Below are 12817 nucleotides of genomic sequence, written 5' to 3'. Positions count from 1 at the left end.
AGCCAGCAGGCAATTTCCAACGCTTCAACGCGCGCGGCATCGCGTGAGAATGCCCTGCTGCCTGAGCGACCCGCCGACGGGACAGTCAATGGGATCAGCGGCTGACCGGTTCGCGGTCATTGTCGTCGCGGTTATGGTCCAGCAGCCACAGCAAAGGGATCAGGATGGCCGCGGTCACCGCCGTTTTCTGGCCGTTACTCATGCGGGGCTCGCTAGCTGCACCGCCGCCGGGATCACCGATGGCCTGCCGGAACGAGCGCGGCTGTCCGGAGGACTGGCCGCAGCCAGAGGTCTCGCGGATCGCCAATAGCGAATTGTCCGCCAGCCGCTGGCTGCACCCATCGGCAAAGGCGATGAGCACATCCGACCGGTCCATGGTCATCAGACGGTCGCCGGGCCTGAGCCTAGCGCCCTGTTCTGCAGGTCCGATGTGGGCGTGCCGGGCCAGCATCACCTCGCCGCTTACAGCGGCAACGGTGGCTACAGGGATATCCGGTGATGCGGTTTGGGCACCAACCGGTGAGCAGAACAACGCGAGCGCGAAAACGAGACTTATTTTCATGCGGGCCTCCCGCGTCCTGGAAATACCACAACGCTAAATTGTATCGAATTGATCGCAGTCTAGTTCCCGTTCCAGGCCGAAGCAAGGCGACGGCCGCCCTGCGGCAGCGCTGGTGCCGGGCTAGCAGCTAACCCTTGCGCTTCGAGACGGAAATTGTCGAACCAGGCTGTGCCGCTGACCGTCTGCTCGGTCGCAACGCGCGCGCGCGTCGTGAGCTGGAGGAGCTGGGCCGGGCACCCGTCGGCAGGCACATCCAGCTCCAGGTCAAAATCAGACCAGTCGCGATCACTTTCCACCGCGACGGGCACGGCGGCAACCATGCGCGATGGTTTGGCCAGGCAATAGATCCGCCATTCCAGGCCCTGGGCGCTCTCCAGGTCTTGTGAGCGAACCTCGCCGAGAAGACGGTAGCCGCCGGGCGGCAGCAGCAGGGTCTGCTCCACGCCGATCTCGGCCACACGCACGCCGCCAAAACGCAGGCGCAGGCTGTTGCCGCGGGCAGGTCCACCGTCTTCCACCGATACGGCGACCCCCTGTGTGGAGCGCAAGGTCCAGTCGAAAGCTGCGCCGCTGGCCGGCATTTCGAAGCCGCCGTTGTACAGCATGCCGGTGCTTGCCTGCAGGGCAGGCAGCACCGATCGCCACAGCAGGTAGGCGCGTTCGAAATCGCCGTCATGCACCAGCCGGTTGACGAGAGGGCGGGCTTCGTTCGCATCCGCCGGCGCAGGGCTGTTGCGCAGCGCCTGTACAACTTGAGAAAAAGTATAAAGGGAATTTTCTACGCCTTCCCTTGCCATGTATTCCATAAAGGAGCGCCGCCAGGGCGGTCGCCGCTCCAGCGTCCGGGTCAGCGCCGGCGTGGCTGCGCCGGTTTGAAGCCACGTGGAGAGGATCGGAAAGAGGTTCCGCGCCTGCGCCGGAGAGACGCGCAACACGGCATCGCAGTGGTCCAGGGCCTCAGAGAAGTCGCCGCGGGAGACAGCGTCGTCGGCGAGCCACGCCAGCGTTTCCACATCAGCCGGTCGCAGCAGCGCCGCCGCTTGCCAGCGCCGCCGGGCCAACTCCGGATTGTCCTTGTCGAGCTGGGCCAGAGCGCGAAACAGGCGCCCATCTGCGGGCCGCTTCGCCAAGACACCGAGCACCACATCACGAGCCTGCGCCCGGCTGTCGGGCCCGGCATCCCCGGCTTGCCTCGCGAGGACCAGCGCGACAGCCGCATTGTCAGTGTCGGGATTTGCCGTCAGCGCCGCGTAGTCGACCGGATACCGCGTGTTCAGGCCCAGGCTGATCGCCTTCCAGGCTATCAATGCTGCTACTGCCAGCAGCGCGGATTTCGCCGCGAGCTTGTAGGTACCAGTGCCAGGCGCGGTCACAATTCCGTCACCGTGTGGTGCAACCGTGTGATGCGCACGCCGCCGTCTTCACGCGTGAGCTGCAGCATGATCTGGCCGCGGGTGCGGCTCTGCGGTTTGTCCGCGCTGGGGCCGACCCAGGCTTCGTAGTTGCCGTTGCCCGCGGCGTGTTCGCCGTCGATTTCCCAGTGCAGCTCCGACAGGTTCAGCCGCCGCCGCCGGCGCTGCTCGAACAGGCGGCGATAGTCGCTGGCGAGCCCGGCGTAGTCGCGGTTGTTGCCCTGTGCCTGCGCGCTGAACAAGGCAAGAAAGCGCTCTACGTCATCGGCCCCGTACAGGTGCTGGAAGCGGTCAACGAAATCGCGCAGATCGCCGTCGGACAGGCCGGTCCGGGCTTGAGTCACCGCTGGCCCGGGCGTCGTCGCGGAGGCGGACGCATTTGCTTCCCGCGCCGGCGTTACCCCAGGCGGGCTGTCGGGCTGCGCAGTGGTCGCGCGGGCGCTGGTGGGCCGTGCCGGCACTGCGCTCCCGAAAGAGACCGTTGCGACCGGTTTTGGCGGTGCGGGTTCTGCTACCGCTGCAAGCGGCATTGCCGCAGGCATCGGGGCGGGCTCTGCCCCGGAAAGTTGTAGCGGCGAGACCGCGACAGGCGACGGCGAAACACCGGCAGGCGGAGCAGCGGAAGGTGGCACCGTCGACGATGTGAACAGCACGGTCGGCAAAGACATTGCCGGCGGTTCGACCGATGCAGCGAGATGGGTGCTGGAAGTGGGCGAAGGAAGCTGTGCGGGATCGGTGTTCAGTGACAGGATCCACGCGACCAAGCACAACGCGGTGACGGCGATGAGGCCGGTACAGAACAGGATGATCTGCGGCAGCCGCCGTACTGCGCGGGCCGAGAGCAGAGGCATCGGCGAGCGCTCGGTCCATTTCCGCAGCAGTGTGGCGGTATTCACGACCTTCAACGCCCCGCCGGCGTCTGGTGTCGCCTGCAGGCTCAAATCGTAACTGCTGCGCCGCTCCGGTGTGCGGATCGAGTTCCACGCACAGTTGATGCGATCGACGAAGAAGCCATGCATGCTGTCCGGGTTGCGATCCGGGTGCAGCCATCGCACCAGCCAGCGATAGTGCCTTTTGATCTGGGCGGGATCGGCGTCACTGCGCACGCCGAGGGTGCGATAGCTGTCCGCGCCGTCGAAGAAGAACAGATTCCGCAGCAGCAGGCCAGCAGCGGTGCAGAGATCCGCATGGTCGAGTGCGGTGCTGGCTCTTGCGGCGGCGATGGCTTGTTCGTCACCGGCCGCGATTCGGATCACATCCAGCACGCCGTCGGGCAGCTCGCGTGTACGCAAAAGGGCGGAACGCTCCGGCGCGCGGAATACGCCCAGCATCAGGTCGACCGCGTCGCTCATGGCGCAGCTCTCTCAGGCGCGGCCGATTCTTTTGGGTGTGCTCTCTTCATACGAGTAGTAGCCATAGCCGTAGCCTGGGCCTTGCGAGCGAGGATCAAGCTTGGTCAGCACCACGCCCAGCACGCGGGCGCGTGCCGCCATCAATCGCTTGAGCACGGCGCGTCCATAGCCGCGCCGCGTGTTTCCGGATTCGACCACCAGCACCGTGCCGTCGGACAGATTGGAGAGAATGGCTGCGTCGGCGATACCCAGCACCGGCGGCCCGTCGATGATGACTTGGTCGAAGGACGCCGCGGCCAGTTGAAGCAGGTTGACCATGCGCGGGCCTGCCAGCAATTCGGCCGGGTTGGGCGGTAGCGGCCCGGAACACAGGCAGGTGAGGTTCTTCACGCGCGTGCGGCACAGATACCGCAGCGGGCGGCTTGCCCCGGAAAGATAGTTGCTGAGGCCTGCCTCGTTGGACACCGCCAGAAGATGATGCAAGCTGGGGTTGCGCAGGTCGGCGTCGATCAGGAGCACGCGTTTTCCGAGTTGTGCAAAATGCAGCGATAGGGTCAGCGCCGTCGTGCTCTTGCCTTCGCTGGGCGTGGAGCTCGTGATGAACAGGGTCCGGGGCACGCCGCTATCGGTGGAGAACTGCAGCGCCGTGCGTACCGAGCGGTAGGACTCGGAGAAAACCGAACGGGGGTTTTTCAGTTCCACCAGAGGCGAGCCCTGGTTGATGCGGGGAATCACGCCAAGCACCGCCAGCCCGAGCTGGCGCTCCACGTCTTCCGGCAGTTTGATGGTGTCATCCAGGCGCTCGATCATGAGCGCGAGCAGCACACCTGCCGCTAGTCCTGCCAGCAATCCGAGCGCGAGGTTGCGTGTCAGGTTTGGGCTGTAGCGGCCGCGCGGCGCGCGTGCGCGATCTACCACGGAAATGTTGTTGGCGCCAATGCCGCCGGCCACGCCGATTTCCTTGTAGCGCTGCAGCAGGCCGTCGTACAGTTGGCGGTTGGTATCCACTTCCCGCTTGAGTATGTTGTACTTGATGCTGCGCCCCTGGAGGTCGAGGATCTGCAGCTTCAGTTCCGACAGACGCGCAGCTAGCATGGATTCCGTGCTGCGAGCACTTTCATACTCCGCTTTTACCGATTGCTTGATGCGGCTGATCTCGCTGCGAAGCTGCTGATCCACCTCATCGATCTGGCCTTGGATCTGCATCATGGTCGGGTAGTCAGGCTTGAAGATACGCAGCTTGTCCTGGTACTGGCTCGTCAGTTCGGTGCGGCGGTTTTTGAGCTGGCTGACGATAGTGCTGAGCAATACTTCCGGCAACGCTTCCGGCGAAGTCTGCTGAGTACGCTGAAGCTTCGCTTCCGCCTCGATGCGCTGTTGCTGGGCTGCTGCTAGGCTTTCGTTGATGCGATGCATCTCCTGAGCCGCTGGGGACTGCTGTTCGTCGACACCGACGATGCCTTCCTGCTGGGCGAATTCGACGAGCTGTTTCTCTGAGTCCTCTAGCCGTAGTTTGAGTTGCGCGAGGCGCTCTTCCAGATACTGCTTGGCGTAGGCAGAGGCATCGAAACGCCGGTCGATGTTGGCTGCAATGAAAGCATCGGCGATGGCATTGGCCATCGTGGCAGAGAAGCCGGGTTGCAGGCTGTCGAAATGCACGCGCACCAATCGCGAGTTGCGCACCGGGTCCACGCGCATGTTTTGCTGTACGAAGGCGGCCAGCCGGTCCTTGTCGATGGTCGTTGCGGCCGGGTCCTCGGCCGGTTGACCTCGCAGCATGCCTTTCAGGCGCGACAGTGCCCCCGGTGCAAGGCTTTCGTGCACCGACACCATAAGGTTTTCCGGCAGCTTGGCCGCCACCCGTTCGGCCAGGGCACGGGTTTTCAGCAGTTCGTACTGCGTCTGGTAGTAGTCGCGGCTACTCATGCCCTCGCCGGGCGTAACACCTTCCGCCTGGATCACCTTGATCGTATCGAGGTCGATCTGCAGCGTCGCCGTGGCACGGTAGATTGACGGCGTGATCATGGTTGTCACCAGCACGACCAGCAGGATAGTGGCGAGCACCGCTATCACCAGCCATTTGCGCTTGACCAGGACATGCCAGTAACTCAGTACACTGGTCTCGTCCGTATCAGGATCGTCCGCATCACGGAGGACGGGTATCAACGGCCGCGGCGTTGCAGGCGGGTGCGCAGTCGCCGGCGGCGCCGGTACAAGTGGAGATTGCCGCCGGGCGATGGCGCCACCCGGAATATTGCTGGCATTCGGATTGTTCATGAGTCCCTCATCCCGTCCTGGGAGCGGTGCAGGGATTTCTCGCCGTTCACGCGGTTGCCGCTCAAAATGGCCGGAATAGCGCGAACACGGGAAGGGATTCGACAAAACGGCGAAGCGCAGTGCGCGGGCCCGACTGATCCACCACGACGATGTCGTCGCCGTAGATCAGCGGATCCTCCATCCTGCCGGCGCGGATCGCTGCAATATCGAATACCGCTCCCATCTTCTGCCCTCCGATCACGCGGAAAATCACAATGCCCTGCTGATTGGCCAAGGAATCTAGTCCCTCGGACATGGCCAGCGCCTGCAGTAGGCTGGTTTTCCCGGTCAAGGCGTAGATGCCCGGCTTGCGTACGGCACCTTCGACCGTGACGCGCTGGCTCGTGAACTCTTTGACGAAAATGCTGACTTGCGGGTTCTGCATGTATTTTTGCGCGAGGCGCGAAGCGATTTCCCGCTCCAGTTCGCCTACCGTCATGCCGCCAGCGTCGATAGAACCAATGAGGGGCAGAGAAATCTTCCCTTGTGTATTAACACGCAGGGTGCGCGCCAGCTCTTCCACCTGGAATACATTGATCTCTAACAGATCGTTGGCGCCGATGCGATACTCAGACGCAGCCTTGTATTCGCCTTCCGCATCTATGGAATCCGGTGGAGGCATGCTGTTGGTGCCGCTGCGGGCTACAGGCCTTGCCTCGTGCGGGCGGACGTTCGGGGCACCACATCCGCTAAGCAAATAGGCGCTGCTCAACAGGATCAGAATGCCGGACCATCTTCGCCAGATTGAACGGCCCCGCTGTATCAACGCCACGGCAACATCTCCTGCATTCGACGCCAGTAGCTTTCCGCTCTGGCCGGGGGCTGCGGTGCCCGCACATCGGAAGGTGGCATGTTCATGAGTATTGCGCGGGGCCGCTCATCTACCAGCATCGCGGCCTGGGTGTCGCCGATGCGGCGGGCCGCTAGGTCGCGACCTTCAGCGAGGAGCGGCGGTCGCTTGCGGATGCCGTGCGAATCGGTGGCTAACAGATGAACCAATCCTTCGGACAACATGCGTTCCCCCCAATAGCGCGGCCGTTTGCCGAAGCGGCCGGCCAGGGATCCGGAAGTGACCTGCATCCAGACGCCGCGATGGACCAGCCTTTGCATTACTGAATAATGTGTCTCGATCCAACTTAGGCGTTCTGGATGCGTGATGATTGGCACGTAGCCCGCCATCATCAGCTCGAATACCGATGCCTCGAATCGCGGTGGTGCCACATGATGTGGCGGCTCAAGCAGAAAATAGCGCGAATTGTTGAGCGTCGGCACACTGCCGTCGCGCAGTCTGGAAAGCAGGCCGGGAACCAGATGGATATCTGCCCCACATACCAGGCTCAGGTTGATGTGGTGATCGCGCAATTCCTGGGCCAATCGCCAGGTGGCGGCCCGAATGCCATCGGCAACATTTTCATACAGGCCAGGGTAGATGTGCGGTGTGCATGCGGTGACGCGGATGCCGTCGGCGACGGCAGCGCGAGCCATTGCCAGCGACGTAGACAGATCTGCGGAGCCATCGTCGATGCCGGGTAGCAGGTGGCAGTGCAGATCAATCATGCAAATCCTGTGACATGGACACAGACCTTGCGTGGTTCGGATAGGCGACAGGTGCCTCGCGCCGCAACTGCGCCACCGCGTGTTCGCGTCTGCGACTCCATAAGAAGTGTATGCCTATGAAGAGCAGGAAAACGAGCACCAGCGGCAATTCGGGCCAAGCGACGATGAGCCATAATTTGACAATGCCGCCTGCGGTCAGCGACAACACTGCGGCGAGCGCGACAATGCGTTGTGGAGTGTAGCCGGCATCGCGCAGCAGATGATGAATGTGATTGCGATCCGCCTGAAATGGCGAGGTTCCAGCAAGGAGGCGTCGAAACACCAGTACTACACAATCGATCAGCGGAATGGCTACGACCCACGGCGCCAGGATACCCGCCGAGCTCTGCCCGGGAATCCTGGCGAGTTCAAACGCCGCCCAGACAACAGTGAGGCCAAGCAGGGCGCTTCCCGAATTACCCAGAAAGATGCGCGCCGCCTGCTGGCCTCCAAAACGCAGATTAAGCAGCAGAAATCCGACAACACAACCCAGCATCAGCAGTAGCTGACCCGCCAAAGTGTGATCGCCGGCTTGCGTGGCTTCGATGGCGAAAAAGGCTAGGGCGATCCCCACCAGCGTTCCGGAAAGGCCATCCGAACCATCTATCATGTTCACGGCATTGATTACGCCTATCGTCGCAAAAATGCTGAAAGGCAGAGCCCAAGCTTCCAGCTCCAGCAGATTCCCCACACTGCGCGCATAAGTGTCGCCTAGAAATAAAATCAACGCCGCTAAGGCTTGAAAGAACAATCGCAGACGCCAAGGCAGGTTGCGTAGGTCGTCCAGGACACCGACGCCGATGAGCACGGCACTAGCGGCCAAATAAGCGAGAAAACCCCTTGATACCGTGCTCGCTCCAGCCAGCCCGAGCACGGCGACGCCAAGCCAAATGGCCATGCCGCCGACGACCGGCGTAGGTGCGCTATGATCGTGACGTCCAGAGGGTGTATCAACTAAGGAATGCTTGTGAGCCCACGGAATTAGCAGCCGGGCGATCGCTGCTGTAGTCATGACGCCCGCAAGAGCCCAAATCCACGCAGTCAACGTCATTGGATGTGCTCCCCAATGCAGTGCCATGGGCGATGGCCAAAGGTATCACAAATGTATATTTACAAGTGATTCATCTGTTGCGAATGTCTCGGAGTTTCGCGGCATTGGGGAAATGTGTGAGTCTTGTGAAGGCATAAGGCGTTCGTCTAGGCGAGCAGGTGCTCCTTCTTGGCACCAGAGGACGCAAGAAAGAGCCCTCACAAACGAAGCGCCAAGTAGCGCCGCAGCACTAGTGTTCTGAACAGAGGGCGCGACAGAAGCAGTGGTTGATACCTTGCGTAGAGCGGCGTGCGTGACCATGCCGGGCTCTCCGGTCTGTTCGTCCCATCGAACGGGAATAGCCGACCCCTCGCTGCGATCCCCATCGACAGTCTAGTTGTCTGCTGTGTTCCGCCGTCGCGGTCTCGGGCTCTGCCCGCGCCACTGTGACGAGTCTCGTCCATCAGGCTGCAATCCCTGATGCCTCGGGCGCCTACGCCGCCTGCGCGCTCCGCTTGTTAACGCAACGCCACCGCGCGGGCCAACGCTGCATGTGGCTGTGACGATAGTTTGGCCGAAATGGCCAGACTATGACCCCAATGCGACCATAGCTCGGCCACGCCATTCATTTTGTCCGACATGAGACCTGTAAAGGTCGGTCTCGGGAGCTTGTTCGCTGCTGGTGATCAACGAGCGGCCGTGCTCATGATTGCCGCAAGGCTCCTGGGGCGGGGCGTGGGTCGTGTTGCGGTAGGCGCGGCGGTGCAGATAGTCTGGGGGTAGGGCGTGCTTTTTGCTTTCACACGGCAAGGGGGCACAAGTTCGAAACTTGTACCGCCCACCATTTAAATCAGGGGGTATGGACAGTGTGAAGTCCGCCCTGCAGTCCTAAGACAGCATAGGGACAGCATCTTGAAAGGGGCGCCAGTGGCGGCCTTTTTCTATGGCGTGCTCGGCGGTATACATTTGGCGCCCCGGTATGCGGTGATCGCCATGGCCTCTCAATCATTGATCGCGCGCGCTGAGCACTATTTCGGCAAGTGGATGGCCTATTTCAGCGGTGTGGCTGTACTAGGGCGCGAGCCGTCAAGCTCGTGATTCCGCTCTACTGAGTCTCTGAAACACAGTTGCCGTTAGCCGCCGCAGTAGTGGCAGCTTTGCGCCTCGAGCACCGGCGCCTCGCGCGACGTAGTTGCCCGGGCGTCGGCCAGCGTCGCCGCCTCGAACCAACCACCGTCGCGGCCCATGCGGCCGATTAGCTCGTGCTCGGTTCCGAGGGGATCGGGGACGTGGGCGCACTCGGCGCCAAGGGGGTGAAAGATCGCTTGCTTGGTGGGCTTGTCGATGTTCAGCAGCATGGCCTGCCTCCGGGATGTCGGCCCGAAGTGTATTCCCGGCGTAAGAGACTGGGTCGGCCAAGGTGTAACGAAAACGGGCGCCTTCATTACAGGTAAAAATGCGAAAGTGCCTAGATCTAACGGCTAAAGTGGATCTGCTGCTGCCACGCATAGGTGCCCAAAAATCTCTGGAACGCCGCGAGTTCGCCCCCGTGAAGGACTGCACCGGTTTCATGCGGCGCTGTGGGACCAGGCCAGGATCTACGGGTTTGAGCCGAAGTTGTGAGCGCCGTATCGGGCCCAGACCAAGGGCAAGGTGGAGCGTTTCATTCGCCATTTTTCGCGAGTGCTTCTGGATACCCGCTGATCACTCGGCTGCAGGCGGCCTATGTGGCGCTGACCATCGATCTGGCCAACACCGAGCTACGCCATTGGCTGGCCGATACAGCCGATCAGCGTCCGATTCGCGAGATCAACTCGCGTCCGGCGTATCGGCGGGTCCAGGAGCGCCAGGCGCTGCAACCTTTGCCCCGCCTTGGGGGAATCCGTGCTGCCTGTGCGTCCTATCCGCAGAGGAACGCGCTCGATCCGGCGCAATACGCCTCTCCCTTTCGGTCAGGAGGACCCGATGAAATACTTTGCGTTGCTGGCCCTGGGCTTGCTGCTGTGCGCCGCCGCTGCCGCCGAACCCACCGCACCGCCCCAGCTGCTGCTGGCGCGCGGCGGCGGGATCCAGGCGACCGCCGAACATGGCGACGTGTTCTACCTTTCCACGGGCTGCACGGTCACCGCGTGGAGGCAGGGCGCAGGCATGATCAATGCGCTGGGTGACACGCGCACACAGCCGCTACGCGGCTTCATCGTTGCGCTGGAACGCCATGGGGACTATCTCTACGCGGGTTACCGCGCCGAACCCGAATCGGGCATCGCCGTGTACTCGCTCGCCGATCCCGAGCAGCCGGTGCTGCTGGGCTCCACGCAGTACCACCCGGGTCCGTATTTCGCACTCAATACGATGCGGGTGATCGGCCAGCGCCTGTACGTATTCGATCGCTATGACGGCATTTTCGCCGCAGACCTGGCGCAGCCGCAGAACCTCACGTTCCAGCAGGTCAGCACAGTCTCCGCGCCCTACGACGGCGTCGCCCTGGTCGGCGATCGACTGTACTTTTCCGGTCTCGACGACTTCGGCTATGCCACGGTCGGCGCCTTCGACTTCAGTGCGCCGCTGTCGCCGCTGTCGCTGGGCAATTCGCTCCTCGGCGGCGCCTGGAACCGTATCGATATCGCAGGGAACTACGCGTTCGCCTTCGGCGAGACACTGGGCGTGTTCGACATCGCTGACCCCGCCAACGTAAAGCCGGTCTCTACCAGCACACCGCTGCCCACGGACCTGTCGCTGCTGCTCGACGGCCATGCCTGGAACATCGATCGTGACCAGATCCAGGTGATCGACCTGACCACGCCAACGCAGCCGGTGATATCCGCGACGGTACCCTTCGTCGCGGGCGCAGGGCTGCCGCTGCTGGTCCAGCGCAGCGGCACGCACGCCTTGCTCGGCTACGAAAGCGGCGACCTGCAGCGGCTGGATGCGACCCGGCCGACGACGCCGACGCTGACCGGTACGGCCTCTCTGCCGTCGGTAACCAGCGTCGTAGACATCGTCTTTCGTGGCGATCGCCTGTTCGTGCCCAACTATCTCTCGGTCCACGTGCTCGACCGCCACAGCCTCGTTCGCCTGAGCCGGCAGAACCTGCTGCTGAACGGACAGCAGGCTGGCGCCGAAGCTTTCACGATCGAAGGCGACCGCGCCTATTTTCGGCGCCAGGACACGATCGGCGTTGCGTCGATAGGCAGCGACGACAATCTGACCGTACTGGGCTCCTGGTCGGTGCCGCAGATCCAGTCTGCGGCCGTTCGCGGCGGCATTCTGCATGCCGCTCACTACGTCGGTAGCGGCGCGTATCGTCTGGCCATCGTCGACCTGCGCGATCCGGCCGCGCCGGTGCAGCTTGCCAGCGTGCCCGTGCCGGACATGGACCATCTCGTCGTGCAGGGAACCCGGCTGTATGCGATAGGCAACCCCAGCGTCGGCCAGGGCGAATTGCTAATTATGGACATTTCTACACCGCAGTCGCCGCAGCTGCTCGGTCGTGTGACGACCTGCTTCGGCTTCGGCCTGGAGGTCGACGCACGCCGCGGGCTGGCCGCCATGCATTGCCAGGGCAACGTGCAGATCGTCGACGTGAGTGATCCGACGCAGCCGCAGCTGCGCGCGCTCATCGGCGCCCAATACCTGAACGGCACGCAGATGCACGGCCGCAGTCTCTACGTGTCGAGGGCTGCCAAGCTGCAGGAGTGGGACCTGAGCGATCCGTCGCAGCCGCAGCTGCTGCATGAGCTGCCAATCGGCTCTTCGCGGCCACGCGTCAGCGCCGACGCGCATCTGTACCTGATCGCCAACGGCATCCAGGTACTTAAGTTGGACCGCTTGTTCGCCGACGGCCTGGAGCGCTGAACGCCGCGCCGGCGGCGGCCGGCGACGGGGTCAGCTGGCCGCTTCCATCGCCGTCGTCCACGGTGCCTGGCGCGGGCCCACCCAGCCCATGGAGCCGACCGAGAGCAGGCCGGCTTCGGCGAAGGTCTGGCGGTACCACTGCGGGCTGCGGCGCTTGAAGCCTTCCATGTCGCCGACCAGGGTGTCCTTGCTGGTATAGACCTTGATGAAGACCAGCCCTTCGAGCTGCTCGACGATGCCAGGCAGGCCGCGCAGCAGTTCGCTGCGGCGCAGGTAAAGCATCACATCGACGCAGACGATGAGGTCGAAGCGTTCGTCGAAGCGCAGCTCGGCCAGCTGCGCGAACGTGGCCAGGCGCAGGTTGCGCGTGCGGCCCCAGCGCGACACGGCGTATTCGCTGGGATCCAGGCCCAGGTAGCGCGCATCCGGCCGCAAGGCATGCAGTGGCGCCTGCCAGGCGCCTTCGCCGCCGCCCACGTCGAGCACGTTGCGGATGGGACGGCCCAGGTAGTGCTCGGCCATGGCCACGGTCACCGTTTAGCCCGAATTGCTGGCGGTTTCGCTGCCAACTCCGCTGCAGGCTTGAAGGGTCACAGTCAGCGATTCTGCTACTACGCCGGCGATAACCGAAATCTGGTCATCGGTTCGTAACCAGTATCAGAGTGGACGTCAGGGTCAGGGCACCGGCAGCAAC

At 63.1% G+C, this 12817-nt stretch carries 11 protein-coding genes and 1 tRNA gene; 3 read left to right on the top strand and 9 right to left on the bottom strand.

Translation table 11 applies throughout. From position 1 onward, the window contains the following. Nucleotides 1-94 precede the first annotated feature (94 nt). The 7 genes from DFR29_RS25190 to DFR29_RS25160 all read right to left on the bottom strand — a co-directional run bounded on the left by DFR29_RS25190 (nucleotide 95) and on the right by DFR29_RS25160 (nucleotide 8289). On the bottom strand, nucleotides 95-562 hold the full coding sequence (locus DFR29_RS25190) for a FecR family protein (protein ID WP_133821411.1): 468 nt from the start codon (nucleotides 560-562) through the stop codon (nucleotides 95-97). Nucleotides 563-621: 59 nt separating this feature from the next. Continuing rightward, nucleotides 622-1935 (bottom strand): tetratricopeptide repeat protein, encoded by a 1314-nt coding sequence (locus tag DFR29_RS25185; protein ID WP_133821410.1) that lies wholly within the window; start codon nucleotides 1933-1935, stop codon nucleotides 622-624. Beyond that, nucleotides 1932-3326 (bottom strand): J domain-containing protein, encoded by a 1395-nt coding sequence (locus DFR29_RS25180; protein WP_133821409.1) that lies wholly within the window; start codon nucleotides 3324-3326, stop codon nucleotides 1932-1934. Before DFR29_RS25180 ends, DFR29_RS25185 begins: the two co-directional genes overlap by 4 nt. A gap of 12 nt (nucleotides 3327-3338) precedes the next feature. Then, nucleotides 3339-5603: a GumC family protein gene (locus DFR29_RS25175; protein ID WP_133821408.1), complete on the bottom strand. Its 2265-nt coding sequence runs from the start codon at nucleotides 5601-5603 to the stop codon at nucleotides 3339-3341. A gap of 61 nt (nucleotides 5604-5664) precedes the next feature. After that, nucleotides 5665-6414 (bottom strand): polysaccharide biosynthesis/export family protein, encoded by a 750-nt coding sequence (locus DFR29_RS25170; protein ID WP_133821407.1) that lies wholly within the window; start codon nucleotides 6412-6414, stop codon nucleotides 5665-5667. Continuing rightward, nucleotides 6405-7199, bottom strand: a complete 795-nt coding sequence (locus tag DFR29_RS25165; protein ID WP_208113715.1) for a tyrosine-protein phosphatase — start codon at nucleotides 7197-7199, stop codon at nucleotides 6405-6407. Before DFR29_RS25165 ends, DFR29_RS25170 begins: the two co-directional genes overlap by 10 nt. After that, nucleotides 7192-8289 (bottom strand): MraY family glycosyltransferase, encoded by a 1098-nt coding sequence (locus DFR29_RS25160; protein ID WP_166654326.1) that lies wholly within the window; start codon nucleotides 8287-8289, stop codon nucleotides 7192-7194. Before DFR29_RS25160 ends, DFR29_RS25165 begins: the two co-directional genes overlap by 8 nt. A gap of 723 nt (nucleotides 8290-9012) precedes the next feature. Here DFR29_RS25160 and DFR29_RS29425 point away from each other — a divergent pair. After that, nucleotides 9013-9112: transfer RNA gene (locus tag DFR29_RS29425), tRNA-Val, on the top strand. Between the two features lie 68 nt (nucleotides 9113-9180). Further along, nucleotides 9181-9366: a hypothetical protein gene (locus DFR29_RS25155; protein WP_133821405.1), complete on the top strand. Its 186-nt coding sequence runs from the start codon at nucleotides 9181-9183 to the stop codon at nucleotides 9364-9366. 35 nt (nucleotides 9367-9401) lie between these two features. Here DFR29_RS25155 and DFR29_RS25150 read toward each other — a convergent pair whose 3' ends face one another. After that, complete coding sequence (locus DFR29_RS25150; protein WP_133821404.1) at nucleotides 9402-9626, bottom strand: hypothetical protein; 225 nt, start codon at nucleotides 9624-9626, stop codon at nucleotides 9402-9404. 607 nt (nucleotides 9627-10233) lie between these two features. Between DFR29_RS25150 and DFR29_RS25145 the strand changes: the two genes are divergently transcribed. Further along, the gene (locus DFR29_RS25145) at nucleotides 10234-12123 is read left to right on the top strand and encodes an LVIVD repeat-containing protein (protein ID WP_133821403.1); all 1890 of its coding nucleotides are present in this window, start codon (nucleotides 10234-10236) and stop codon (nucleotides 12121-12123) included. Nucleotides 12124-12153: 30 nt separating this feature from the next. Here the strand turns inward: DFR29_RS25145 and DFR29_RS25140 are convergent, their stop codons facing one another. Continuing rightward, on the bottom strand, nucleotides 12154-12645 hold the full coding sequence (locus tag DFR29_RS25140) for a methyltransferase (protein ID WP_133821402.1): 492 nt from the start codon (nucleotides 12643-12645) through the stop codon (nucleotides 12154-12156). Between the last annotated feature and the right edge of the window lie 172 nt (nucleotides 12646-12817).

Source organism: Tahibacter aquaticus (genome assembly GCF_004363655.1).
GTDB classification, from domain to species: Bacteria; Pseudomonadota; Gammaproteobacteria; order Xanthomonadales; family Rhodanobacteraceae; genus Tahibacter; species Tahibacter aquaticus.
This window is presented reverse-complemented; position numbering and strand designations above follow the sequence as displayed.

What these genes read in the sequence shown, in the direction of transcription:
- DFR29_RS25145 (WP_133821403.1), top strand. Translation starts at nt 10,234, where the DNA reads ATGAAATACTTTGCGTTGCTGGCCCTGGGCTTGCTGCTGTGCGCCGCC.
- DFR29_RS25140 (WP_133821402.1), bottom strand. Translation starts at nt 12,645, where the DNA reads ATGGCCGAGCACTACCTGGGCCGTCCCATCCGCAACGTGCTCGACGTG.
- DFR29_RS25175 (WP_133821408.1), bottom strand. Translation starts at nt 5,603, where the DNA reads ATGAACAATCCGAATGCCAGCAATATTCCGGGTGGCGCCATCGCCCGG.
- DFR29_RS25150 (WP_133821404.1), bottom strand. Translation starts at nt 9,626, where the DNA reads ATGCTGCTGAACATCGACAAGCCCACCAAGCAAGCGATCTTTCACCCC.
- DFR29_RS25190 (WP_133821411.1), bottom strand. Translation starts at nt 562, where the DNA reads ATGAAAATAAGTCTCGTTTTCGCGCTCGCGTTGTTCTGCTCACCGGTT.
- DFR29_RS25180 (WP_133821409.1), bottom strand. Translation starts at nt 3,326, where the DNA reads ATGAGCGACGCGGTCGACCTGATGCTGGGCGTATTCCGCGCGCCGGAG.
- DFR29_RS25165 (WP_208113715.1), bottom strand. Translation starts at nt 7,199, where the DNA reads ATGATTGATCTGCACTGCCACCTGCTACCCGGCATCGACGATGGCTCC.
- DFR29_RS25160 (WP_166654326.1), bottom strand. Translation starts at nt 8,289, where the DNA reads ATGACGTTGACTGCGTGGATTTGGGCTCTTGCGGGCGTCATGACTACA.